The sequence below is a fragment of the Pseudomonas alcaligenes genome, from assembly GCF_041729615.1.
GTDB classification, from domain to species: Bacteria; Pseudomonadota; Gammaproteobacteria; order Pseudomonadales; family Pseudomonadaceae; genus Aquipseudomonas; species Aquipseudomonas alcaligenes_B.
On sequence record NZ_CP154874.1, the window covers coordinates 3,284,891 to 3,308,723 of the forward strand.

The window sequence follows — 23,833 nt, forward strand, 5'->3', positions numbered from 1 at the left end:
AAAGCACCATGAAGAATCCCCTTCTGCTGTTTCTTAAGGGCATGGCCATGGGCGCCGCCGATGTCGTGCCCGGCGTGTCCGGCGGCACGGTCGCCTTCATCAGCGGCATCTACGACGAGCTGCTGCGTTCCATCGCCAGCATTCCCGAGGCGGCCCTGCAGTTGCTGCGCGGGCGTGTGGTCAAGGCCTGGCAGATGGCCAATGCGACCTTCCTGCTGGTGCTGCTGAGCGGCATCCTGACCAGCGTGTTCAGCCTGGCGCGCCTGATCACCTGGCTGCTGGAACATCACCCGATCCCAGTCTGGTCGTTTTTCTTCGGCCTGATCCTGGTTTCCAGCCACCTGGTGGCGCGCGAGATCGGACGCTGGAACTGGACCCGCGTGCTCAGCTTCGTGCTCGGCGGCGCCTTCGCCTGGTGGATCACCGTGGCTTCGCCCATCCAGTGGGGGCATGACCCGCTGAGCCTGTTCCTGGCCGGGGCCATAGCCATCTGCGCGATGATCCTGCCGGGTATTTCCGGCAGCTTCCTGCTGGTGCTGATGGGCCTGTACAGCCTGGTGCTGGGCGCGGTGAAGAACCTCGATATCGCCGTGCTGGCGGTATTCGCCGCCGGCTGTCTGGTCGGCATCCTCAGCTTCGCCCGTCTGCTCAGCTGGCTGCTGGCGCGTTTTCGCGACCTCACCCTGGCCTTCCTCACCGGCCTGATGCTGGGCTCGCTGAACAAGGTCTGGCCCTGGAAGCAGACCCTGACCTGGCGTGCCGACAGCCATGGCCAGCAGGTGCCGGTATTGCAGGAAAACCTCTGGCCGCTGCAGTTTGCCCAGCAGAGTGGCCAGGACGCCCAGTTGCTGGCAGCCATCCTGCTCGCCGTGGCCGGCGTGGTGCTGGTGCTCGGCCTGGAGTGGCTGGCCGGGCGCAAGCAACAGGCGGCTGGTGCCGGCGAATAAATCCGGCACAATGCGCGCACCAATTCATGCAGCACCGACACAGGAGCACGGGGTGAGTCTCACACAGCAGCGCAAGCGCCAGGCTCTGGCCGTTGCGGTTTTCGCCGCGTTACTGGCGGGCTGCAGCAGCAAGTCGTCGAACAGCGTACAGGTGGTGGATCGCACCCAGGGCAGTGCGCAGGCCGCCCGCCCGCAGGCCACCAGCGGCCAGTACACGGTGCAGCGCGGCGATACCCTGTACTCCATCGCCTTTCGCTTCGGCTGGGACTGGAAAGCCCTGGCTGCGCGCAACAATATCCCCGCACCCTACGTGATCCGCCCGGGGCAGCGCATCCGCTTCGACCTGCCCCAGCAGGGCGGTGCGCCGGTGGTCGCCCAGCCGAGCAGGCCTGCGGTGACCAGCGTGCCGCCGCCCGCCGCCCGCCCCCCGGTACAGGCGCAGCCGCCGCTGCAGACTGCGCCGCCGCAGCCGGCGAGCCGGCCTCCGGTGGCCAGTGGCACTCCCGCCGCGGCCGGCAAGGTGCAGTCGGTGCCACGCTCGGCCAAGGGCTGGGCCTGGCCTGCCAATGGCGTGCTGATCGGCAAATTCTCCTCAAACGGGAGTTTGAATAAAGGAATTGATATCGCCGGAGAATTGGGCCAGCCTGTTTTGGCTGCGGCTGATGGTTCCGTTGTGTACGCCGGAAGTGGTTTACGGGGCTACGGTGAACTGGTGATCATCAAGCACAGCGATGCCTACGTAAGCGCCTACGGACATAACCGCAGGCTGCTGGTGCGGGAGGGACAGCAGGTCAAAGTCGGACAGCATATCGCCGAGATGGGTTCCACGGGAACCGACCGGGTGAAACTCCACTTCGAGATTCGCCGCCAGGGCAAACCTGTAGACCCCCTGCAATATCTGCCTCGTCGTTGACCCTGTGCCAGCCTGTTCCATGCGTGGCAGGAGCGGGCTTTGGTGTTGCCAGGGAGTCATCCAGCGATTCATCAGGTGCGCAATGATCGGCGGCAGGCCAGGGTTTCGACTGGTCTGGGGGGCCGGCTCTCCCTGATGTGGAACTGGAACGGGTGTCGCCAAGGCTTGTTGTCGAACTCAGCACAGGACAACAACAATGGCACTCAGCAAAGAAGCGCCGGAGTTTGACCTCGATGACGAAGTGCTTCTCATGGAGCCCGGCATCGTTCTGGAAGACCTGACAGAGGAAGCCGAGCTGTCGCTCTCCAGCAGCAAATCCAAGACCGCGACCAGCAATCTCAAGCAGCACAAGTACATCGACTACACGCGGGCGCTCGATGCGACCCAGCTGTATCTCAACGAAATCGGATTTTCCCCGCTGCTCACCCCGCAGGAGGAGGTGCACTTCGCGCGTCTGGCGCAGAAGGGCGACCCTGCCGGGCGCAAGCGCATGATCGAGAGCAACCTGCGCCTGGTGGTGAAGATCGCCCGCCGCTACGTCAATCGTGGCCTGTCCCTGCTGGACCTGATCGAAGAGGGCAACCTCGGCCTGATCCGTGCGGTGGAGAAGTTCGATCCCGAGCGCGGTTTCCGTTTCTCCACCTACGCCACCTGGTGGATCCGCCAGACCATCGAGCGGGCGATCATGAACCAGACCCGCACGATCCGCCTGCCGATCCATGTGGTGAAGGAGCTCAACGTCTATCTGCGCGCGGCCCGCGAGCTGACCCAGAAACTCGACCACGAACCCTCGGCCGAGGAGATCGCCAACCTGCTGGAGAAGCCGGTCGACGAGGTCAAGCGCATGCTCGGTCTCAACGAGCGGGTCACCTCGGTGGACGTTTCCCTCGGGCCGGACTCCGACAAGACCCTGCTCGACACCCTGACCGATGATCGTCCGAGCGACCCCTGCGACCTGCTTCAGGACGATGACCTGTCGGAGAGCATCGATCAGTGGCTGTCCGAACTCACCGACAAGCAGCGCGAGGTGGTGGTGCGCCGCTTTGGCCTGCGTGGCCACGAGAGCTGCACCCTGGAGGAGGTCGGCCAGGAGATCGGCCTGACCCGCGAGCGGGTACGGCAGATCCAGGTCGAGGCGCTCAAGCGGCTGCGGGAAATCCTGGAGAAGAATGGCCTGTCCAGCGACGCCCTGTTCCAGTAGGCGTAGCCCTTCACCTGAAAGCCCGGCGCTGGCCGGGCTTTTTATTGTCCGACCATGTAAGTGATCGCTTACATGGCATGTAGGACATCTCAGGATATTTGCGCTGGCTGTGATCCATTCTTTGCGGTCTTAATATGGCAAGTATCTGATATTTAATAACTTATTCTTGTGGCTTGGGTCCGCGGGCGCGGCGCGGCGGCCAGATAGCGGCCTTGTTCGGCCGCGGCGAGACGCTACTATGAAGCCGTGCCTAGGGAGAAGGCACGGTCGCCAGGACGGTGATCGAGGAACCACTGCAGGATGCAGTTCATCAGGAAGATGAAAGGATTCTCAGGGAGTAGGGAAGAAAGAGCGGGCGGTTAATCACCGCCCCTTTTTTTGCCCGCAGGAAAGGCAGAAACGAAAAGGCCCGCAGATGCGGGCCTTTTGCGTGGCGGGCGCTTAGCGCTCCAGGTGCTGCAGCTTGTCCTTCACACCGTCCCACTCCTCGGCGTCCGGCAGCGCTTCCTTCTTCTCGGTGATGTTCGGCCAGACTTCCGCCAGGTCGGCGTTCAGCTCGATGAACTCCTGCATGTCCTCGGGCACCTCGTCCTCGGAGAAGATCGCCTGGGCCGGGCATTCCGGCTCGCACAGGGCGCAGTCGATGCACTCGTCCGGGTGGATCACCAGGAAGTTCGGGCCTTCGTAGAAGCAGTCCACCGGGCAGACTTCCACGCAGTCGGTGTATTTGCACTTGATGCAGTTGTCGGTGACGACGAAGGTCATGCTGATTGTCTCCTCGGGCGGCAGCCTGAGCCCCATCTGTGCGGGGCTTGCAGGTGCTCGATAATGGCCGCGGCTCAGGCTGTAAACCGGGCAGTCGTAAAAATGCGCGCGATTCTACCAGTTTGATCGGGCCGGCGTTAGATGCGCGTCTTCCATGTATATAACAGTTCCAGGGCGCGGCGCGGGGTCAGATCATCGGGATTGATCTTGCCCAATTCCTCCAGCACCGGGTGCGGCAGGCTGGCGAACAGGTCGTTCTGCAGCGGCGCGGCCGGCTGGCCAGGCTCGCTGCGCGGCACCTCTTGCGGCAGGCTGGTGGTCTCCAGGCGCGCCAGGTGCTCGCGGGCGCGGGCGATCACCGGGGTGGGCACACCGGCCAGCTGCGCCACCGCCAGGCCATAGCTCTGGCTGGCCGGGCCGGGCAGCACGTGGTGCAGGAAGACGATGCGCTCGTTGTGCTCGGTGGCGTTGAGGTGCACGTTGGCCACCATCGGCTCGCTTTCCGGCAGTACGGTCAGCTCGAAGTAATGGGTGGCGAACAGGGTCCAGGCGCGCAGCTTGGCCAGGTGCTCGGCGGCCGACCAGGCCAGCGACAGGCCATCGAAGGTGCTGGTGCCGCGGCCCACCTCGTCCATCAGTACCAGGCTGCGGTCGCTGGCGTTGTGCAGGATGTTGGCGGTCTCGCTCATCTCCACCATGAAGGTCGAGCGGCCGCCGGCCAGGTCATCGCTGGAGCCGATGCGGGTGAAGATACGGTCCACCAGAGACAGCTCGCAGCGGGCCGCCGGCACGTAGCTACCGATGTGGGCGAGCAGCACGATCAGCGCGGTCTGGCGCATGTAGGTGGACTTACCGCCCATGTTCGGGCCGGTGATGATCAGCATGCGGGTGCTGTCGTCGAGGCTTAGGTCGTTGGCCACGAAGGGCGTGTCGAGCACCTGCTCGACCACCGGGTGACGGCCCTGGTCGATGCGCAGGCAGGGCTCCTCGACGAAGCGTGGACGATTGAGGTCGAGGTTCAGCGCGCGCTCGGCCAGGTTGGCCAGCACGTCCAGCTCGGCCAGGGCGGCGGCGGTGTCCTGCAGCGGTGCCAGCTGGGCGATGAGCAGTTCCAGCAGCTCCTCGTACAGCTGCTTCTCACGGGCCAGGGCGCGGCTCTTGGCCGACAGCGCCTTGTCCTCGAAGGCCTTCAGTTCCGGGGTGATGAAGCGCTCGGCGCCTTTCAGGGTCTGCCGGCGGATGTAGTCGGCCGGCGCCGACTCGGCCTGCTTGCTGGGCAGTTCGATGAAGTAGCCATGCACGCGGTTGTAGCCGACCTTGAGGTTGGCCAGGCCGGTGCGCTCCTTCTCGCGCGCCTCTAGGTCCATCAGGTACTGGCCGGCGTTCTCGCTGATCGACTGCAGCTCATCCAGCTCGGCGTCGTAGCCGGTCTTGAGCACGCCGCCGTCGCGGATCACCGCCGGCGGGTTGTCGATGATCGCCCGTTGCAGCAGGTCGGCCAGCTCCGGGTAGGTGCGAATGTTCACTGCCAGCTCGGCCAGGTGCGGGGCGTCCAGCTCGGCCATCGCGCCTTGCAGCTGCGGCAGCGCGGCGAGGGCGTCGCGCAGGCGCGCCAGGTCGCGTGGGCGGGCGTTGCGCAGGCCGATGCGGGCGAGGATGCGCTCGACGTCGCCGATGTCCTTGAGCTGCGGCTGCAGCAGCTCGAAGCGGTAGCGCTCCAGCAGGCAGGCGATGGCCTCCTGGCGCGCCTCCAGCACGCTGCGGTCGCGCAGCGGACGGTTCAGCCAGCGGGTCAGCAGGCGCGAACCCATGGCGGTCTGACAGCGGTCGACCACCGACTGCAGGGTGTTGTCGCGGCCGCCGGCGAGGTTGGTGTCCAGTTCCAGGTTGCGGCGGCTGGCGCCGTCGAGGATGACGGTGTCGTCCAGGCGTTCGTGGCGCAGGCTGCGCAGGTGCGGCAGGGCAGTGCGCTGGGTCTCCTTGGCATAGGCCAGCAGGCAGCCGGCGGCGCCGATGGCGAGCGTCAGGCCTTCGCAGCCGAAGCCCTTGAGGTCCTGCACGGCGAACTGCTGGCACAGGCTCTTGCGCGCGCTGTCCAGCTCGAAGTCCCAGGGCGCGCGGCGGCGCACGCCGCGGCGCTTCTCCAGCGGCAGGCCCTGGGGCCAGTCGTCGGGGATCAACAGCTCGGCCGGGGCCAGGCGCTCCAGTTCGGCCAGGAGGTTTTCCCAGGTCTTCAGCTCCTGCACGCTGAAGCGGCCGCTGGTGATGTCGAGCATGGCCAGGCCGAACAGCTTCTCGTCGCCCAGCACGGCGCCGACCAGGTTGTCGCGGCGCTCGTCGAGCAGCGCCTCGTCGCTGATGGTGCCGGGGGTGATGATGCGTACCACCTGGCGCTCCACCGGGCCCTTGCTGGTGGCCGGGTCACCGATCTGTTCGCAGATCGCCACCGATTCGCCGAACTTCACCAGGCGTGCCAGGTAGCCCTCTGCCGAGTGGAAGGGGATGCCGGCCATGGGAATGGCCTGGCCGGCCGACTGGCCACGGGCGGTAAGGGTAATGTCGAGCAGGGCCGCGGCCTTCTTGGCATCCTCGTAGAACAGCTCGTAGAAGTCGCCCATGCGGTAGAACATCAGCATGTCCGGATGCTGGTTCTTCAGCTTCCAGTACTGCTGCATCATCGGTGTGTGTGCTGAAACATCCATAAATCAATGACTTAGCTTAAGTTGTCTAATTGGGCGGGGCATCGCTGTCCAAGACTTTTGCCCCGAGCCGGCACTGTTGGCCGCAATCCTGGCCAGGACGGGCCCTGTGCACCGTCGATAGTGCGCAGGCCGATCTACCGCGAGGCCGGCCAGTTGCCATGGCGAGCCTGCGCTGGGGCATCGCTGATCGACTGCGCGCGGAGGTCGTGCAGGGTAGCGTCTTTCACGCCAGCGCGCTCGCATGCCTTGTGGCGGCGTTGCCTCAGCAGCGCTCGAGAGCGACGGGAAGGCGTCTTTCACGCGCCTGGCATGGCAGCCTGTTGGGCTCCAGGCGGTGTCCAACCGCGCCGCTGCCGTCTCACTCCTTGCGATCGAAACGATTCAGCAGCTCATCCAGGATGCCCAGTCTGAACTGACGCTGCAGGGTCACGGCGAAGAACTGCTCGGCGATATCCGGCACTTCGGCATACAGCTGCAGGGCGCCGCTGCGCAGCTCGTCCTGCACCACCACGGCCGGCAGCAGAGCCAGGTCGCCGGAGTCGCGCGCCAGCAGGCGCAGCATGGCCATGTCGTCGACCTCGGCACAGATGATCGGGTTCAGGCCGTGGCTGTGGCAGTAGACCTCGAACTGGCTGCGTACATCGCTGCTGCGCCCCGGCACGATCAGGCGGGCCTGCTGCAGGTCGCGGCGCAGGTCGAAGGGCTGTGCGTCGGCACGTGGCGGGCCGATCAGGCACACCGCCTGGCGGTCGAGCAGGCGGCATTGCCAGGGGCGCTGGCTGTCGGCGCTGACCGCCCGGTTGGTCAGCACTACGTCCAACTTGTGCAGGGCCAGGCGCTCCAGCAGCTCGTCCAGGCTGCCGGATTCAAGGGTGATGCGCAGGTCGTCGCGGCCGAGGAAGGGGCGCAGCAGGTTTTCCTGGAAGTTGCGCGACAGCGTGGCCACCGCGCCGATGCGCAGCGTCTGGCTGACCTGGCGGGTGCTCAGCAGGGTGGTTTGCAGTTCGTTGCCGAGGGCGAAGATGGTCTCGGCGTAGTCCAGCACCAGGCGTCCCGCCTCGGTCAACTGCAGGCTGCGGCCGGCGCGGATGAACAGCGGGTGGCCGAGCTGCTCTTCGAGTACGCGGATCTGCGTGGACAGGGCCGACTGCGACACATGCAAAGCCTCGGCGGCGCGGGTCAGGTTGCCTTCCTTGGCCACTGCCCAGAAGTAGTGCAGGTGATGGAAATTCAGCCGGCGCATATTTCGTTCTTCTAATGTGAATGAACAATTCTTATCTATCTATTTTTAATAGTTCAAGCGCTCCATGAGACTAGCGCCATCGCGCCCCCATGGAGATCGCCTCATGTTCAGCCTGTCTTTCCCTCTGGCTCAGGGGATGCCCTGGCTCTTCGCCCTGGCGCTGTTGCCGGCAGCATGGCTGCGCGGGTTCTGGTGGCCCGCGCGCATCGCTGGCGGCCTGGGTCTGGTCCTGGTGCTGGGCGCCTGGCTGCAGGCGGCGCTGGACGGCCAGAGCAACGACCGCCTGGGGCTGGCCATGCTCGGCCTGGTCGGCCTGCTGGCCTGGGTGATCATCGAGTATTCGTGGCGTTACCTGGAGGGCGAGCCCGGCCAGCGCCGCTACGTGCTGGCCCTGCTGGTCACCCTGGCCGCTGTGGCCACGGTGGTGACCAGCACCGACCTGATCCTGCTGGTGGGCGCCTGGATTCTCTCCAGCCTGAGCCTGCACCAGTTGCTGACCTTCTACCGCGACCGCCCCCAGGCGCTGGTGGTGGCGCACAAGAAATTCCTCGCCAGCCGCCTGGCCGATGTCGGCCTGATTCTCGCCGCGCTGCTGCTGATCCGCGCCAGTGGCGACAGCAATATCGCGATCATTCTGGAGAGCCTGAACACCCGCCTGCAGGCCAGCGGCCAGCTGGGCTGGGACCTGCAACTGGCGGCGCTGCTGCTGGCCCTGGCGGTGATTCTCAAGTCGGCGCAGCTGCCGGTGCACGGCTGGCTGATCCAGGTGATGGAGGCGCCGACGCCGGTGTCGGCGCTGCTGCATGCCGGGCTGGTCAACCTCGGCGGCTTCCTGCTGCTGCGCTTCGCCCCGCTGTTCTCCGCCGCCGTGCCGGCGCAAAGCCTGCTGGTGCTGGTCGGCGGGCTGACCGCGGTGATCGCCGCGCTGGTGATGATGACGCGCATCAGCATCAAGGTGCGCCTGGCCTGGTCGACCTGCGCGCAGATGGGCCTGATGCTGCTGGAATGCGGCCTGGGCCTGTATGAACTGGCGCTGGTGCACCTGCTCGCCCACTCGCTGTACAAGGCCCACGCCTTCCTCGCTGCCGGCGAGACCGTGGCCCAGGCGCGGCAGCACGCGCTACAGCCCCAGGCGCCCGCGCCCGGTATCGCCGGCCTGCTGCTGGCCCTGTTGCTGGCCGGCCTGAGCCTGGCTCTGCTGCAGGGACTTTGGGCCTGGCTGCTGCCGACCCAGGCGCTGCCGCTGGTGGCCCTGGCGATCCTCGCCGTCGGTTTGGCGCCCTGGTGCCTGCGCCGTGGCCAGGTGCTCTACGGGCTGGCGATGTTCGCCCTGCTGCTCGGCGCCTACCTGCTCTGGCACCAGGCGGCGGCCTGGATACTGCAGCAGCCGGGCAGCGCCGCGCCCTGGCCACTGAGCGCGCTGGCGCTGCTGCTGTTCCTCGGCCTCTACCTGCTGCAGGCGCTAATCCTTGCCCGCCCCCAGGGCGCCCTGGCGCGGCGCCTGTATCCGCTGGCCTTCGCCGGCTTCTACCTGGATGAGCACTTCACCCGCCTCACCTTCCGCCTGTGGCCGGTCCGCGCGCCGCAGGTTTCGCCCCGCACCACAGGAGATCGCCCATGACCGCGCACGAACACTTCCCCGGCCTCGACCGGGACGCCCTGCACGGCGCCGCCCGGCAGGCCTGTGAACGCATCGCACCGACCTGGCCGCTGGACCGCATGATCGCCGTCAGCCCCCTGTGGGAACGTCGCGACCAGCCCTGGCAGACCGTCGCCGCGCAGCTCTGGCAGCGTGCCGGCAGCCGCCTGAGCCTGGCCGCCGCGGACTATCGGCAGGCCTGGCAAGCCGGCCGCATCGGCGCCCGCCACCTGCAACTGGCCATGGCCGAGCAGGGCCAGACCTGGACGGTCGAGCAGTTGCTGACCGCCCTGGACGCCGAGCCGGAGCAGGGCCGCGGCCTGCCGCTGCTGGAAGACCTGGCCGACCCGGGCATCGCCCTGCCCGGCTGGCCGACGCTGATCACCCAGCAGATCGGCCAATGCTGCGCCGCCTGGTTCGACCACGAGCAGGCCGACTGGCGCCCGGATGCCGGCGTCGGGCTGTACCAGGCCTGGCGCGCCAGCATGCTGGCGGATCGCGGGCTCAGCGTGCTCAGTGCCTGTGCCGACCTGCACGGGCGCATTATGGAACTGCCGCTGCAGCCGCAGGCGGCGCTGGAAGCGGCGGTGCAGCGCCTGGGCCTGGCCCGCGATGACTGGGAGCCCTGGTTCGACTGCCTGCTGCTGCGCAGCCTGGGCTGGGCCTCCTGGTGCGCCTACCGGCGCTGGCAGGCACGCCTGCAGGGTGGTGACGACCAGACCCTGGTGGAACTGCTGGCCATCCGCGCGGCCTGGGAATGGCTGGTGGATGACCGCCAGCGCGGTGCGCAGAGCCGCTGGCAGCGTTGGCGCAAGGCCTGGCAGGCCGGCCTGCAACAAGCACCCTCGGCCGCCTGGCAGGCCCTGCAGCTGTGGCAGCGGGCCGATGAGCTGGCCTGGCAGGAACAGCTGCAGCGCCGGCTCGGCCAGGCGCCTGCGGCCACCCCGGCGCAGGTGCCGCTGGCCAAATTGTTCTTCTGCATCGATGTGCGTTCCGAGCCGCTGCGCCGGGCCCTGGAACAGGTCTGCCCGGACCTCGAGACCGGTGGCTTCGCCGGCTTCTTCGGCCTGCCCATCGCCTACACGCCGCTGGGCACCTGCGCTACCCGACCGCAGCTGCCGGGCCTGCTGGCGCCACAGCTGCAGGTCAGCGACAGCAGCGGCGACGCGGCGCAGGACCGGCAACTGGCCCTGGCGCGCCAACAGCGACTGGCGCGCCAGGGCCGCTGGCGCCTGTTCGAGCGCCTGCCGGCCTCCACCTTCAGCCTGGTCGAGAGCATCGGCCTGGGCTATGCCGGCACCCTGGTCGGGCGCACCAGCGATTTGCTCGGTGGCACGCCGGAGGCCCACCGCAACGCCTGGCGCGACGCCGAGTGGCAACGCCTGAGCCCGCAATTGCTGGCCATGAGCCTGGCGCAGAAGGCCGAGCTGGCCGCGCGCATCCTCCAAGCCATGGGCCTCAGCGGCCCGCTGCCCGAACTGCTGGTACTGCTCGGCCATGGCAGCCAGAGTGCCAACAATCCCCAGGCGGCCGGACTGGATTGCGGCGCCTGCTGCGGGCAGAGCGGCGAGGTCAATGCGCGCCTGCTGGCCGGCCTGCTCAACGACACCGAAGTGCGGGCCGAGCTGCGCACCCTCGGGCATGAGCTGCCGGCGCACTGCCGGGTGCTGGCCGGCCTGCACAACACCAGCACCGATGAGGTGCGGATCTTCGGCCAGCAGAATCTGCCGGCCGCCCTGCAGCCCAGCTGGCAGCGCCTGCGCCAGGCCCTCGACCAGGCCACCGCCAAGGTGCGCCAGGAGCGTGCCGACGCGCTGGGCCTGGCGGCGCTGCGCGAGCAGCCGGGCAAGCTGCTCCACCTGCTGCGCCGGCGCGCCCGCGACTGGGCGCAGACCCGCCCCGAATGGGGCCTGGCCGGCAACGCTGCGTTCATCGCGGCGCCGCGCGCACGCACCCGTGACGTCGACCTGCAGGGCCGTGCCTTCCTGCACGACTACGACTGGCGCCAGGACCACGAGGGCCGCGTGCTGGAGCTGATCATGACCGCGCCCATGGTGGTGGCGCACTGGATCAACCTGCAGTACTTCACCTCCACCACCGACAACCTGCGTTTCGGCAGCGGCAACAAGCTGCTGCACAACGTGGTGGGCGGCCATATCGGCGTGTTCGAGGGCAACGGCGGCGATTTGCGCATCGGCCTGGCCCGCCAGTCGCTGCACGACGGCCAGCAGTGGATGCACCGCCCGCTGCGCCTGCACGTGGTCATCGAAGCGCCGCAGGCGATGATCGACCGGGTGATCGAGGCCCACGCCGTGGTCCGCGACCTGGTGCAGCACGGCTGGCTGCACCTGCTGCGCCTGGACGGCCAGCCGGCGCACCTGGAGCGGCGCACCGCCAGCGGCTGGCAAGCCCTGCCGGACGCCTGAAAACGCCGAGGCCGCGTCCGGATGACGTGGCCTCGGCTGTGGCAACAGGCGCTGGAGTGGCTAGAAGTAGCCCTCGATTTTCTTCTTCTCCATCGAGCCTTCCTGGTCATGGTCGATGACCCGCCCCTGGCGCTCGGACGTGCGGGTCAGCAGCATCTCCTGGATGATCTGCGGCAGCGATTGCGCCTGCGACTCCACCGCGCCGGTCAGCGGGTAGCAGCCGAGGGTGCGGAAACGTACCCAGCGCGTCTGGATGCCGGCGCGCTGCTCGGGCGTGAGGTGCTCCAGCAGCCGCTCGTCGTCCACGCAGATCAGCGTGCCGTGCAGCTCCACCACCGGGCGCGGCGCCGCGCGGTAGAGGTCGACGATCTCGATGTTCTCCAGGTGGATGTACTGCCAGATATCCAGCTCGGTCCAGTTCGACAGCGGAAACACCCGCAGGCTTTCGCCGGCATTGATCCGGGTGTTGTACAGCTGCCACAGCTCGGGGCGCTGCTGCTTGGGGTCCCAGCGCTGGTGCGGGTCGCGGAAGGAACACACGCGCTCCTTGGCCCGCGACTTCTCCTCGTCGCGCCGGGCGCCGCCGAAGCAGGCGTCGAAACCGTACTGCGCCAGCGCCTGCTTGAGCGCCTCGGTCTTCATGATGTCGGTGTACTTGGCCGAGCCCACGGAGAACGGCGTGATGTTCAGCCGCGCGCCGTCGGGGTTGATGTGCACGCGCATGTCCAGGCCCAGGCGCGCGGCCAGGCGGTCGCGGAACCGGCCCATCTCGTGGAATTCCCAGCCGGTGTCGACATGCAGCAGCGGAAACGGCAGCAGGCCGGGAAAGAACGCCTTGCGCGCCAGGTGCAGCAGCACGGTGGAGTCCTTGCCGATCGAATAGAACAGGCAGGGGTTGCGCATCACCGCCACCACCTCGCGCAGGATATGGATGGCCTCGGCCTCGAGGGCGCGCAGGTGAGTCAGGCGGGACACGCTGGGGGCGAAGGCATTCATGGATTGCATTGCTCGCAGTGGCCGGCACTGGCCAGTTGGCTGACGGGGCGGCGTTCCTCGTGCTGGCACGCCGGGCAGGCCCAGATGTGCGCCGCCGCCAGCGGCGTGCCCAGGCCACAGTCGGCACAGAGCAGGCCGGGCTCGCTGCGCACCACGGCAAAGCCAGGGGCCTCGCAATGCGGACAGAGACTGGCCAGACGTTGCGCCAACTGCGTAGCCGCCTCACGGATCACCGCCTGGCGCAGCGGGTTCAGATGGGCACGCATATCGGTTTCCAGCCAGACGCTCGGCTCGCGCGCCAGCAACCATTCCAGCTGGCCGAGCAGCCAGTCGCGCTGGCGAATGCCCTTGCGGAACCAGGCCTCGCCGGGGCGCCCGAGGATCAGCGCATGCTCGGGAAAGCGCGCACGCTGCATGAAGCTCTCGGCGGCCTGCAGGCTGTCGACCTCGGCCTGGGCGTAGTTGGTCGCCCCCGAGCCGGCCAGGGCGAACACCGGGTACTGCAGCTGGGCATCCCACAGGCAGAGGATCTCGTAGTCCCAGGGCATCCAGCCCAGGTGCGGGTCGCGGGCGAAGCTGCCCTCGCTGCCCAGGCCGTAGCGCATTCCGCTCAGGGAACAGGCCAGCCTGGCTTTGGCCAGCGCCGTATCATGGGCGCTGCCGCTGCGCGGCACCTCGCGGCTGAAGGTGCCGAAGTGGTCGGTGTCGTAGCTGCTGACCGCTTCGATGGCGAAGCCCAGCGGTGCCAGAGCCTCTACTACCAGGCGGGTCTTGTCATGGCAGGTGAGGAAGGCGACATGCCGCGCCAGGGACTGGGCGGCATGATGCCCATGGGGGGCAAGAGCGGCAGACATGGCGATGATTCCTGCTGAGGGAGACGCAGGCATTTTCACCAGCCGAAGCTATAGTCAAAAATAGATTATTGATTACAAAATCATCGCTTATTGACTATGAAAAGACCGCGCTTTCACACCCGCCAGACCACCTTTCGCCAACTGGAAACCTTCCTCGCCGTGGCCGAGCGCCTCAGCGTGACGGAGGCGGCGCGCGCCCTGCATCTGGCCCAGCCGTCAGTGTCGACGCAGATCACCAAGCTGGAGCAGGCCCTGGGCATGAACCTGTTCGAGCAGCTGGGCAAGCGCCTGCACCTGACCGATGCCGGGCGCGAAGTGCAGGCCGGGGCGCGGGAGATCTTCGATGCCCTCGATCATCTGGAGATGCGCCTGGCCCAGCTCAACGGCCTTACCGCCGGGCAGCTGCGCCTCGGCGCGGTGACCACCGCCAAGTACCTGGTGCCGCGTCTGCTCGGCCCGTTCTGCCGGCAGTACCCGCAGGTCGAGGTGGAGCTGAACATCGCCAACCGCTCGGAAGTGATCCGCCGCCTGGAGGACAACCGCGACGACCTCTATGTATTCAGCCAGCCGCCGCGGCACCTGGACCTGGACGTGGTGCCCTTGGCCGACAACCCGCTGGTGGTGATCGCCCCGGCCGGGCATCGCCTCGCCGGCCAGCGCCTGCGCTGGGAGCAGCTGGCGGCGGAACCCTTCCTCAGCCGCGAACCGGGCTCCGGCACGCGCCTGGCCATCGAGGAACATTTCGCCCGCTATGGTTGGAGCCTCAGGCCGCAGATGACCATCGAGAGCAACGAGGCGATCAAGGAGTCGGTCGCCGCCGGCCTGGGCATCGCCATCCTGTCGCGGCACACGCTGATCCACACCGCGCCGGGCAACCTGGTGGAGCTGGACGTGGAGGGCTTCCCGATTCCCAACCGCTGGTACCTGGTGCGCTGGCGCACCAAGAATCCATCGCCGGCCGCACAGGCTTTCAGCCGCTTCGCCGAGGTACCGCTGGAGACCCCGACGCTGCCGGCTTGAGCATTTCAGTCCAGGCGCTGGCTGGCGCGGCTCAGGCGATCATGTACCGCCGCCCAGGCGTCCTGCAGCGGCGGTAGCTGGATGTACAGGCGCTCCAGGCCCAGCCCATCGAGCTGGTAGAGCGCGGCGTACAGGCGTGCGGCGTAGGCCTGCGGCTCGGCGCCCAGGTCCAGGGCCGGCCCCTGGCTGGGCTGCGCGCGCCCACACCAGAGCCAGCCGCAGCGCGGCGAAGCCAAAGCCTCGGCAGGCGCCTGCACGAAGGCCAGGGTCGTGGTGCTGGGCGCGTAGTGACGATGGTGCTGGCCGGGCGCGCGCACGGCGCCGGCCTTGCCTTCCAGCGGCTCGCCAAGCAGCGCCTCCAGCCGATCCTGGCCGAGCATGCCGCGGCGCAGCAGGCGCGGGCTGTCGCCCGGCAACAGGCTGACGATGCTCGACTCCAGGCCCACCTGGCAGGGGCCGCCGTCGAGAATCCACAGGTCGCTGCCGGCGAACTGCTGCGCCACGTGCTCGGCGCTGGTCGGGCTGATCGACATGTAGCGGTTGGCCGAGGGCGCCACCAGGCCACCAGCGAAGGCCGCCAGCAGCGCCTGCGCGCTCGGGTGCGCCGGCACGCGCAGGGCCACGCTGTCCTGGCCGGCGGTGACGCTGCGCGAGACTTCGTCACGGGCCGGCAGCACCAGGGTCAGCGGCCCCGGCCAGCAGGCGTCCATCAGCCGTCGCGCGGCCGGTGGAACCTCGGCGGCCCACTGGCCGACCTGCTCGGCGCTGGCCAGGTGCACGATCAGCGGGTTGCTGCTCGGCCGCCCCTTGAGGGCGAAGACCTGCTCGACCGCCGCCGGCTGGCAGGCATCGGCGGCCAGGCCGTAGACGGTTTCGGTGGGCATGGCGACGAGGCTGCCACCGCGCAGGCGGGCGGCGCACTGTTGAATATCGGTGGTGATCAGGGGCATGGCGGGTTATGTGCGGGGCTGCTGTCAGTTGCTGCGACCATAGCGCCTGGCGGCTCGATCATCCATAGCGAGGTTCGCTTTGGCTCCGGAAATGCCACGGTCACGCAGAGGCGAAGGTAATGCCGGCGCTATGGGGACAGGTACGCCGTGAAGTACCTGTCCAGCTCGCCTTCGTACTGATCCAGGGCATTCAGGGCCGAAGATGCGAGCAGGTCCAGCAGTATCAGCCCGTTCACGCTCGAGTCCTCCTGGGCTGCGTGGCGCAGGCGCTTGGCGATGCCCTGGTTGACCTGCCGCAGTTTCTTGTAGGCCTCGCGCAGGCCGTCCAGAGACCAGTCGGGGGACAGTCCGCGCATGGCGCGCAGGTGCTGGCCGAGCAGGTAGGTGCCGACGGCGCGGAACAGGGTTTCGTCGTTATCGCTGAAAGGCTGGTGGAACCAGGCCATGGCCCTGAGGAAGTCGGTATGCGGGCAGCCGCTCGTCGCCCCTATTGCGCCCAGCATGGAGCCGACGGCGCGCTGCAGCGTGGTGTGTTGGCGGATGTCTCTGTCCCGGTAGAGCACCTGCACATCCACTTCGCTGTGCGAGAGCCGCTCGCCGAGCAGGCGCACGGGTACCTCGAGGGCGGTGGCGAAGGGGCAGTGCGATATCTGCTCGCTTGTCAGGGGGCAGTGCGGGCACTGGTGGAAGCCCAGGCGTGTCCACTCGGCCGGGGCGTCGGCCTGTGGCGTGCCTGCCGGGTCGATGGAGTGCTCGGCCACCTGGCCATCGGCGAAGCGGAAGCGGTAGCGGATGAAACTTTCATTCCTGCCCTGCGTCATCAACTAACCTGACCTCAGCACTGGGTTATTGGAGTTATAGCCTATTGCCATCATGATGTTATTGTGACGCCCGAATCTTGACGCCATACTCAGGTTCACGGAGTCAGTGTCTGTCGGTCTGCATGGCGAATGCATCTGGAGCATGAAAATGGATAAATCTTCCCCAGGGCTGTTTGGCGCACTGGTCGAGCAAATCGACCTGGGAATCATCGTCCTGGATGCCAATCTGTGCATTCGTTGTTGGAACGGCTTCATCACCCAGCGTAGCGGAAAGGATCAGGCGCAGGCCATCGGCCAGCCCTTTCTGCAGGTGTTTCCGGATGTCGACCAGAACTCCTTCGGCAAGATCGTCGAGCTGGCGCGGGGGCGTGGCATTCACGTCTACAACCATTGGCTGGAGCAGGCCCCCCTGGTCAGGCTGAGTGGCGAGGTGTCGAGCGAGGCAGGGCAGCATCTGCAGAGCACCCTGTTCTTTCCTTTCGCCGGCGATGACGGCGAACCCCTGTTCGGGCTGGTCATGTACGACACGGGCGCCATCGCCAAATCCAGTGCCCACCTGGAGTCCGCGCTCAATGCCCTGCGCCGCAAGCAGCTGGAGCAGGATCAGCTATTGCGCAAGCTGGATACCGCCAACAGCCAGCTGCTGCAGTCCGAGAAACTGGCCGCCATCGGCCAACTGGCCGCAGGTGTGGCGCACGAAATCAACAACCCCATCGGCTTCGTGTTCTCCAACCTGAAAACCCTCAGCGGCTACGTGCGCGATCTCCTGAAGATCATCGACGCCGTGGACGGTGTCGCCGATCTCGACGAGCTACGCCAGCTCAAGCGTGGCCTGGAGTACGACTACATCCGCGGCGATGTGGAGGCACTGATCCATGAGTCCGAGGACGGCATCGATCGGGTCAAGCGCATCATCAGCGCGCTCAAGGACTTCTCCCACATCGAAGAGGAGGAGTTCCGCCCGGCGGACCTGCACCGGGGCCTGGATACCACCCTCAACGTGGTCAACAACGAGCTCAAGTACAAGGCCGAGGTGGTCAAGGAGTACGGCGAGTTGCCCGAGGTCGAGTGCATTCCGTCGCAGATCAACCAGGTCGTGATGAACTTGCTGGTCAACGCTGCCCATGCCATCGAGCAGTTTGGCCGCATCGCCCTGCGCACCGGCTGCGAGCAGGACGAGGTCTGGCTGGAGGTGGAGGACACCGGCAAGGGCATCGAGCCCAAGGTTCTCAACCGCATCTTCGAGCCGTTCTTCACCACCAAGCCGGTCGGCAAGGGCACGGGCCTGGGGCTGGCGTTGTCCTACAACATCGTGCAGAAGCATAACGGCCGTATCGACGTGCATAGCGAGGTCGGCGTCGGTACGCGCTTCCGTGTCTACCTGCCGATCAAGCAGCCGGCCGGGCCCCAGCAGCAGGAGGTTGCGCCATGATGGGCGCCAGTGACGAGCCGCTCACCCTGCTGCTGGTCGACGACGAGGAGAATATTCTCAATAGCCTGCGCCGGGTCCTGCGCAGCGAGCCCTATCAGCTGCTCACCGCCGGTAGCGGCGAGGCCGCCCTGGAGCAGCTGGAGTCGACGCATGTCGACCTGGTGATTTCCGATGCGCGCATGCCGGGCATGGATGGCGCCACCCTGCTGGCCCAGGTGCAGCAGCGCTGGCCGCATTGCCTGCGCATCCTGCTGACCGGTTACGCCGACCTGACCACCACGGTCAAGGCGATCAACGAGGGGCAGATCTACCGCTACATCAGCAAGCCCTGGGACGATGACGAGCTGCGCCTGATCATCCGCCAGGCCCTGGCCTTTCAGTACTCGGAGCGCGAGCGCAGCCGGCTGGAAGCCCTGACCCAGGAACAGAACCGCCAGTTGCAGGAGCTCAATGCGTCCCTCGAACAGCGGGTCAAGGCGCGCACGGCCGAGTTGCAGCAGACCGCCGACATGCTCGACCTCGCCTATGAGGAGTTGCGCAACAGCTATATCACCGCCACCGAAGTGTTTGCCAACCTGGTCGCCCAGCGCCTGAGCAAGGAGCGCCAGACCAACGCCCAGGTGATCGCACTGGTGAAGGCCTATGCCGAGCACTATCAGCTGGATGCCCGCCTGGGTGGCGACCTCGCCATGGCGGCAGCGCTGTACAACATCGGCAAGCTGACCTGGGACGATCATCTGCTCTCGCGGCCTTCCGACCTGCTCTACAAGGAGGAGAGGGCGCGCTACCGCAAGTATCCTGAAATCGGCGAGAGCTTGTTGATGACGCTCGAGCCGATCCAGGATGCCGGGCTGATCATTCGCAGCCACCAGGAGCGCTGGGACGGCCAGGGCTATCCCGACCGCCTGGAAGGCGAGGCCATTCCGCTGGGTTCGCGCATCCTGCGCCTGGCGGTGGACTTCATCGAGCTGCAGCGCGGCATGGTCCTCGAGCGCAAGCTCAGTCGCGACGAGGCTCTGCTGCTGATCAAGAAGTACGCCGGGCGCCTCTACGACCCGCAGGTCTGCGAGTCCTTCATCGAGCTGTGCACCACTCTCGCCCCCGACCTGGTGCTGGCCGACAACACCATCATCGCGCTGGATACCCGTCGCCTGGAGGCTGGCATGGTGCTGGCGCGCAACCTCTACGCGGAGAACGGCATGTTGCTGCTGAACGAGGGCAAGCCGCTGACCCGCCCGCTGATCGACAAACTGACGGCCTTCGAGGCTTCCGAGGGGGCGCGCTACACCCTCTTCGTACGCAAGCCCGAAGTCGATGCCGCTGTGCTGACGGGAGTGTCATGAATGATCAAGATCCAGCTGGTGGATGACGAGCGGAATATCCTCGCCTCTCTGCAGCGCCTGCTGCGCCCGCATCCCTGGGAAGTGCATGCCTTCAGTGATGCCCAGGAAGCCCTGCAGGCCCTGACCGAACACGAATATGCGGTGATCATCTCCGACTACAAGATGCCCAATCTCGATGGCATCACCTACCTGCAGTTCGCCAAGCAGCGCCAGCCGCATGCCATGCGCATGGTGCTCAGCGGGCACGGCGACCGCCAGTCGATGATGCAGGCGATCAATCGCGCGGAGATCTACCGCTTCCTGTCCAAACCCTGGGAAGACTATGAGATCGAGACGGCGCTGCAGGCGGCCATCGACCTCTATCAGCTGCGTTCGGAGAACCAGCGCCTGCTGGCCCAGGTGCGTAATCAGCAGAATGCGCTGGAGCGCCAACGCCAGGAGCTGCAGCGCCTGGAGCAGGAGCACCCGGGCATCACCCGGGTGCTGCGTGACGCCGATGGCGCTCTGCTGCTGGAGGACGATGCCAGCGAGAGCGGCCATGGCTGAGTACCTGGCGCTTGAGCGCAAGCTGATGCTCAAGGTGGTGTACTACGGGCCGGCATTGAGCGGCAAGACCACCAACCTGATGCAGCTGCACACACTGTTGCAGCCGCAGCGCAAGGGTGAGCTGATGGTGCTCGAGACCCGCGATGACCGCACCCTGTTCTTCGATGTGCTGCCCATCGGCCTGCGCAGCGCGGCCGGCCTCGATCTGCGTCTCAAGCTCTACACCGTGCCCGGGCAGGTTCAGCACGACAGCACGCGCAAGGCCGTGCTGTCGCGCGCCGACGGGGTGATCTTCGTCGCCGACTCGCAGCCGGCGCAGCAGGACAACAATGCCAACGCCTTCGACAATCTGGCCGACAGCCTGCAGAAACTGGGCATGGATATCGAACAGCTGCCACTGGTGGTGCAGTTCAACAAGCGCGATGTGCCCGGGGCGGTGGATGAAGCCGAGTTGCAGGCGCGCTGGGCGGCGACGCCCTGGGCGCCCCTGAGCATGGCATCGGCGCTCAATGGTATCGGGGTGGTGGAAACCTTTCGTCAGTTGTTGCAGCGCCTTTACCCGCGTCTCGATGCCGAGTTCCACCTGGCCGAGCGCGAAGGCCTGTCGCGTGACGATTTTGTCCGTCACCTGAGCGATCTGGGCGGAGCCGGAGATGCGTAGGTTCGATGATGATCCCGACCTCGGCGAACTGCTCGATGATGAGCGGCGCGTGCGCCTGCTCGGTCTGTTGCAGGGGCTGTGTGGCGAGAATTTCAGCCTGCAGGCCGAGGCCTGTGCCGGGGCGGAACCGGTGGAGTTCAACCTGGAGACCATCGCCTGGCTGAGTTGCCCGGCGGCACCGGCCCGGCAGGCGCCGGCGGCGCGCCTTGTGGAGTTCATTCTCTATTACGTGGCCAAGTACCGCCTGGCGGCCAGCCTGCACCACGACACCACCGAGGCCAGCTTTGCCGAGCTGCAGCGCCAGCATGCGGCGCTGCAGGAGTCGGAGACGCGCTATCGGGAACTGTCCGAGCAGCTGCAGTCGCGTGTGCGCGAGCAGGTGCGGGTGATCGAGGATACCCAGCAACAGCTCTACGAGAGCGCGCGCCTGCGTGCCATCGGCCAGCTTGCCGCAGGGGTGGCTCACGAGATCAACAACCCGATCGGTTTCATCGCCAGCAATCTGCGCGTGGCCGGCGAGTACCTCGACGAGCTGGGCGGCCAATTGCCTGCGGAGCAGCCCATTGCCGCAGTGCTGGAAGACTTCCGTGCGCTGCTGCAGGAATCGCTCAGCGGTGCCCAGCGCATCGCCGCCATCGTGGCCGACCTGAAGACCTTCGCCAATATCGATCAGGAGGACTTCGTTCCCTGCGACCTCAATCAGCTCATCGCCAGTACCTGCCACCTGGTCGAGGCCGAGTTCAATCATGCGCTGACCATCGAACAGCGCCTGGGGGCTGTGCCGCAGCTGGCAGGCTACCCGGCGAAGATTTCCCAGGCGCTGTACAACGTCCTGGATAACGCCGCACAGGCGATTGCCGACAGTGGCCGGGTGCGCGTCACCAGCCGGGTGGGCGAGGGTGGCTGCAGCGAAGTGCTGGTGGAGGACAATGGCTGCGGCATCGCCAGCGAACACCTGGAGCGCCTGTTCGACCCGTTCTTCACCACGCGCCCGGTGGGCTCCGGCACCGGGCTGGGCCTGAGCGTGGCGCGTGACATCATGACGGCGCACCGTGGAGAGATCCTCGTGCACAGCAAGCCAGGCTCCGGAACGCGCGTGATCCTGCGCTTTCTGAGCCGGTAAGGAGCCGCAGTGGCCAAGCACTATGCATCGCTGTTTCTCGGCAAGGCGCCTGCAGGGGAGGCCGAGGATTCCAGGCCCGCCACGCCTTACCAGCTGCTGCTGGTGGATGATGAACCGGGCATCCTGGCCGCGCTGCGGCGGGTGTTCCAGCGCGAGAACTACCAGCTGCACTTCGCCCGCAACGGCGTCGAGGCGCTGAAGATACTCGCCAGCCAGGACATCCAGCTGATCATCAGCGACTTCATGATGCCGGAGATGAATGGCAGCGAGTTGCTGGCGCGGGTGCGTGAGCGCTGGCCCGATACCATCCGCATCATGCTGACCGGGCACGCCAACACCGAAGCGGTAATGGGCTCGATCAAGGACGGGGCCGTCTACCGCTTCATCCTCAAGCCCTGGAACGACGACGACCTGCGTCTGACCATTGCCCTGGCGCTGGAGCAGTACGCGCTGCAGCAGCGCAACCGGGCCCTGGAGCAGCAGAACCAGAAGCAGCACCGCGACCTGGAGACCCTGGCCAAGCTGAGCGTGACCAACCGTAGCCAGCTGGCCATCCTGCTGCACAAGAAGGGCCTGCTCAACGCCCAGCAGATCCAGCAGCTGCACAAGGAAATGCAGGCGCACAAGACCCCGGTGCTGCGGCAACTCATGCAGCACGACTGGCTCGACAGCCAGAAGGTCCACGAGCTGTTGCGCAAGGACCTGATGTTCGAGGAGATCGACCTGCGCGAGTTCGAGGTCGATCCGTCGCTGCTGTCCCTGGTGCCGCAGAGCATCTGCACTCGCCAGCTGGTGCTGCCGCTGCGGGTGCTGGACAAGCGCCTGCGCCTGGCCATGGCCGACCCGCTGGACCAGGGCCTGATCGACGAACTGGGCTTCATGACCGGCCTCAGCATCCACCCCCTGCTGTGCGACCTGCAACAGATGCAGGCCAAGCTGGGCGAGCTGTTTGGCGAGTCGGACCGGCTGGAAGACCTGGCGACCGTGGTCGGCAGCAGCGACCCCTATGAAGGCATCGAGATCGTCCTCGACGACGATGGTGCCGGCGAGAGCCTGGAGCAGCTGTTGGGCAGCTCGGAGGAGCCGCCGGCGATTCGCCTGGTCAACGCGATCATTCTCGAGTCGTTGCGCCTGGGCGCCAGCGACATCCATATCCACCCGCGCACCAAGCATGTGGTGGTGCGCTATCGCATCGACGGTGTGCTGCAGGACAAGATCCAGGTGCCCAGCACGCTGCTGATGGCGCTGGTGTCACGGATCAAGGTGATGGCCGAGCTGGACATCACCGAACGGCGGCGCCCCCAGGATGGCCGTATCACCGTCAAGACGCCCATGCGCATCGTCGATCTGCGCATTTCCACGCTGCCCACCATCAATGGCGAGAAGGTGGTGATGCGGGTGCTGGAGCGCCAGTCGGCCGCACAGTCGCTGGAGGATCTCGGGTTGTCGCCGCACAACCTGCGCCGCCTGCTGCACGTGGTGAACAAGCCGCAAGGCATCATCCTGGCCACCGGCCCTACCGGCAGCGGCAAGACCACCACCCTGTTCGCCCTGCTGCAGCATGAGGCTTCGTCGGAGAAGAATTACGTCACCATCGAGGATCCCGTGGAGTTCCATGTCGACCTGGCGGGTCAGGTGCCGGTGCGCGAGCGCATCGGCCTGAGCTTCGCCAGTGTGCTACGGGCCATCCTGCGGCAGGATCCGGATGTGATTCTGCTCGGCGAGATCCGTGATGAGGAAACCGCCGATGTGGCCTTCCATGCCGCGCTGACCGGCCACCTGGTGTTCTCCACCCTGCATACCAACTCGGCGGCGGCCACCATCGCCCGGCTGTTCGACCTGGGGCTGAAGCCCTATGTGCTGGCCTCGGCGCTGGAGGCGATCATCGCCCAGCGTCTGGTGCGCCGCATCTGTCCTTATTGCCGTGAGCCGGTTCACCCGAGCGAGGAGCGCCGGCGCAGCCTGGGCCTGGAGTTCCTGGCGCCCGACATGCAGTTCTTCCAGGGCAAGGGCTGCAACCAGTGCAATCAGGGCTACCGTGGGCGCATCGGCATCCACGAGGTACTGACCATGAGCGACCGGATGCGCGATGCCATCTCGCAGGGGGTCGGGGCCATGCAGTTGCAGGCCATTGCCCGTGAACAGGGCATGACCACGCTGCTCGACGATGCCCGGGAGAAGATCCACCAGGGGCTCACCACCATCGACGAGGTCCTGCGCCTGCTGGGCCCGCAGGACCTGCAGGAGTAGG

Annotated in this window: 19 protein-coding genes; 12 read left to right on the top strand and 7 right to left on the bottom strand. The window is 66.7% G+C overall.

Annotated features, from left to right (window positions below; genetic code table 11):
• The first annotated feature begins 8 nt into the window (after positions 1 to 8).
• The 3 genes from AAG092_RS15900 (at position 9) to rpoS (ending at position 3,061) form a co-directional block, all read left to right on the top strand.
• Positions 9 to 947: a DUF368 domain-containing protein gene (locus AAG092_RS15900; RefSeq protein WP_373387412.1), complete on the top strand. Its 939-nt coding sequence runs from the start codon at positions 9 to 11 to the stop codon at positions 945 to 947.
• Positions 948 to 999: 52 nt separating this feature from the next.
• Positions 1,000 to 1,860: a peptidoglycan DD-metalloendopeptidase family protein gene (locus tag AAG092_RS15905; protein WP_373387413.1), complete on the top strand. Its 861-nt coding sequence runs from the start codon at positions 1,000 to 1,002 to the stop codon at positions 1,858 to 1,860.
• Between the two features lie 196 nt (positions 1,861 to 2,056).
• Positions 2,057 to 3,061, top strand: a complete 1,005-nt coding sequence (gene rpoS / locus AAG092_RS15910; RefSeq protein ID WP_110681527.1) for an RNA polymerase sigma factor RpoS — start codon at positions 2,057 to 2,059, stop codon at positions 3,059 to 3,061.
• A gap of 441 nt (positions 3,062 to 3,502) precedes the next feature.
• Here the strand turns inward: rpoS and fdxA are convergent, their stop codons facing one another.
• The 3 genes from fdxA to AAG092_RS15925 all read right to left on the bottom strand — a co-directional run bounded on the left by fdxA (position 3,503) and on the right by AAG092_RS15925 (position 7,771).
• Entirely contained in the window at positions 3,503 to 3,826 is a 324-nt protein-coding gene (gene fdxA / locus AAG092_RS15915) for a ferredoxin FdxA (protein ID WP_110681528.1), read from the bottom strand.
• A 137-nt stretch (positions 3,827 to 3,963) separates the two neighbouring features.
• Positions 3,964 to 6,528, bottom strand: coding sequence for a DNA mismatch repair protein MutS (gene mutS, locus AAG092_RS15920; protein ID WP_373387414.1), 2,565 nt, complete (start codon positions 6,526 to 6,528; stop codon positions 3,964 to 3,966).
• 358 nt (positions 6,529 to 6,886) lie between these two features.
• A complete protein-coding gene (locus tag AAG092_RS15925) occupies positions 6,887 to 7,771 on the bottom strand; it encodes a LysR family transcriptional regulator (RefSeq protein WP_373387415.1) in 885 nt (294 codons plus the stop codon).
• Positions 7,772 to 7,874: 103 nt separating this feature from the next.
• Between AAG092_RS15925 and AAG092_RS15930 the strand changes: the two genes are divergently transcribed.
• Both AAG092_RS15930 and AAG092_RS15935 read left to right on the top strand, forming a co-directional pair.
• On the top strand, positions 7,875 to 9,392 hold the full coding sequence (locus tag AAG092_RS15930; protein WP_373387416.1) for an NADH-quinone oxidoreductase subunit L: 1,518 nt from the start codon (positions 7,875 to 7,877) through the stop codon (positions 9,390 to 9,392).
• Complete coding sequence (locus AAG092_RS15935) at positions 9,389 to 11,836, top strand: YbcC family protein (RefSeq protein ID WP_373387417.1); 2,448 nt, start codon at positions 9,389 to 9,391, stop codon at positions 11,834 to 11,836. Before AAG092_RS15930 ends, AAG092_RS15935 begins: the two co-directional genes overlap by 4 nt.
• Before the next feature lie 60 nt (positions 11,837 to 11,896).
• Here the strand turns inward: AAG092_RS15935 and cysD are convergent, their stop codons facing one another.
• The gene (gene cysD, locus AAG092_RS15940) at positions 11,897 to 12,832 is read right to left on the bottom strand and encodes a sulfate adenylyltransferase subunit CysD (protein ID WP_373387418.1); all 936 of its coding nucleotides are present in this window, start codon (positions 12,830 to 12,832) and stop codon (positions 11,897 to 11,899) included.
• Positions 12,829 to 13,686, bottom strand: a complete 858-nt coding sequence (locus tag AAG092_RS15945) for a DUF6671 family protein (RefSeq protein WP_373387419.1) — start codon at positions 13,684 to 13,686, stop codon at positions 12,829 to 12,831. Before AAG092_RS15945 ends, cysD begins: the two co-directional genes overlap by 4 nt.
• A gap of 96 nt (positions 13,687 to 13,782) precedes the next feature.
• On the opposite strand from AAG092_RS15945, the gene AAG092_RS15950 reads away from it, so the two are divergent.
• Positions 13,783 to 14,706 (top strand): LysR family transcriptional regulator, encoded by a 924-nt coding sequence (locus AAG092_RS15950; protein ID WP_373387420.1) that lies wholly within the window; start codon positions 13,783 to 13,785, stop codon positions 14,704 to 14,706.
• Between the two features lie 5 nt (positions 14,707 to 14,711).
• Here the strand turns inward: AAG092_RS15950 and AAG092_RS15955 are convergent, their stop codons facing one another.
• Entirely contained in the window at positions 14,712 to 15,656 is a 945-nt protein-coding gene (locus AAG092_RS15955; RefSeq protein WP_373387421.1) for an L-threonylcarbamoyladenylate synthase, read from the bottom strand.
• A gap of 128 nt (positions 15,657 to 15,784) precedes the next feature.
• Complete coding sequence (locus tag AAG092_RS15960; protein WP_373387422.1) at positions 15,785 to 16,477, bottom strand: hypothetical protein; 693 nt, start codon at positions 16,475 to 16,477, stop codon at positions 15,785 to 15,787.
• Between the two features lie 148 nt (positions 16,478 to 16,625).
• Here AAG092_RS15960 and AAG092_RS15965 point away from each other — a divergent pair, with 148 nt between their 5' ends.
• The 6 genes from AAG092_RS15965 to AAG092_RS15990 are packed head-to-tail and all read left to right on the top strand — an operon-like array spanning position 16,626 to position 23,832.
• On the top strand, positions 16,626 to 17,909 hold the full coding sequence (locus AAG092_RS15965) for an ATP-binding protein (protein WP_373387423.1): 1,284 nt from the start codon (positions 16,626 to 16,628) through the stop codon (positions 17,907 to 17,909).
• A complete protein-coding gene (locus AAG092_RS15970) occupies positions 17,906 to 19,252 on the top strand; it encodes an HD domain-containing phosphohydrolase (RefSeq protein ID WP_373387424.1) in 1,347 nt (448 codons plus the stop codon). Before AAG092_RS15965 ends, AAG092_RS15970 begins: the two co-directional genes overlap by 4 nt.
• The gene (locus tag AAG092_RS15975) at positions 19,253 to 19,798 is read left to right on the top strand and encodes a response regulator (protein ID WP_373387425.1); all 546 of its coding nucleotides are present in this window, start codon (positions 19,253 to 19,255) and stop codon (positions 19,796 to 19,798) included.
• On the top strand, positions 19,791 to 20,459 hold the full coding sequence (locus AAG092_RS15980; RefSeq protein WP_373387426.1) for an ATP/GTP-binding protein: 669 nt from the start codon (positions 19,791 to 19,793) through the stop codon (positions 20,457 to 20,459). Before AAG092_RS15975 ends, AAG092_RS15980 begins: the two co-directional genes overlap by 8 nt.
• Complete coding sequence (locus AAG092_RS15985; protein WP_373387427.1) at positions 20,452 to 21,582, top strand: sensor histidine kinase; 1,131 nt, start codon at positions 20,452 to 20,454, stop codon at positions 21,580 to 21,582. Before AAG092_RS15980 ends, AAG092_RS15985 begins: the two co-directional genes overlap by 8 nt.
• Positions 21,583 to 21,591: 9 nt before the next feature.
• Entirely contained in the window at positions 21,592 to 23,832 is a 2,241-nt protein-coding gene (locus tag AAG092_RS15990) for an ATPase, T2SS/T4P/T4SS family (RefSeq protein ID WP_373387428.1), read from the top strand.
• The last annotated feature ends 1 nt before the right edge of the window (position 23,833 follow it).

Bases quoted from the DNA above. Each gene is read 5' to 3' on its own strand.
- AAG092_RS15950 (WP_373387420.1), top strand. From the start codon at position 13,783: ATGAAAAGACCGCGCTTTCACACCCGCCAGACCACCTTTCGCCAACTG.
- AAG092_RS15965 (WP_373387423.1), top strand. From the start codon at position 16,626: ATGGATAAATCTTCCCCAGGGCTGTTTGGCGCACTGGTCGAGCAAATC.
- fdxA (WP_110681528.1), bottom strand. From the start codon at position 3,826: ATGACCTTCGTCGTCACCGACAACTGCATCAAGTGCAAATACACCGAC.
- AAG092_RS15935 (WP_373387417.1), top strand. From the start codon at position 9,389: ATGACCGCGCACGAACACTTCCCCGGCCTCGACCGGGACGCCCTGCAC.
- rpoS (WP_110681527.1), top strand. From the start codon at position 2,057: ATGGCACTCAGCAAAGAAGCGCCGGAGTTTGACCTCGATGACGAAGTG.
- AAG092_RS15930 (WP_373387416.1), top strand. From the start codon at position 7,875: ATGTTCAGCCTGTCTTTCCCTCTGGCTCAGGGGATGCCCTGGCTCTTC.
- AAG092_RS15985 (WP_373387427.1), top strand. From the start codon at position 20,452: ATGCGTAGGTTCGATGATGATCCCGACCTCGGCGAACTGCTCGATGAT.
- AAG092_RS15925 (WP_373387415.1), bottom strand. From the start codon at position 7,771: ATGCGCCGGCTGAATTTCCATCACCTGCACTACTTCTGGGCAGTGGCC.
- AAG092_RS15955 (WP_373387421.1), bottom strand. From the start codon at position 15,656: ATGCCCCTGATCACCACCGATATTCAACAGTGCGCCGCCCGCCTGCGC.
- AAG092_RS15900 (WP_373387412.1), top strand. From the start codon at position 9: ATGAAGAATCCCCTTCTGCTGTTTCTTAAGGGCATGGCCATGGGCGCC.
- mutS (WP_373387414.1), bottom strand. From the start codon at position 6,528: ATGGATGTTTCAGCACACACACCGATGATGCAGCAGTACTGGAAGCTG.
- AAG092_RS15945 (WP_373387419.1), bottom strand. From the start codon at position 13,686: ATGTCTGCCGCTCTTGCCCCCCATGGGCATCATGCCGCCCAGTCCCTG.
- AAG092_RS15975 (WP_373387425.1), top strand. From the start codon at position 19,253: ATGATCAAGATCCAGCTGGTGGATGACGAGCGGAATATCCTCGCCTCT.
- cysD (WP_373387418.1), bottom strand. From the start codon at position 12,832: ATGAATGCCTTCGCCCCCAGCGTGTCCCGCCTGACTCACCTGCGCGCC.
- AAG092_RS15970 (WP_373387424.1), top strand. From the start codon at position 17,906: ATGATGGGCGCCAGTGACGAGCCGCTCACCCTGCTGCTGGTCGACGAC.
- AAG092_RS15980 (WP_373387426.1), top strand. From the start codon at position 19,791: ATGGCTGAGTACCTGGCGCTTGAGCGCAAGCTGATGCTCAAGGTGGTG.
- AAG092_RS15960 (WP_373387422.1), bottom strand. From the start codon at position 16,477: ATGACGCAGGGCAGGAATGAAAGTTTCATCCGCTACCGCTTCCGCTTC.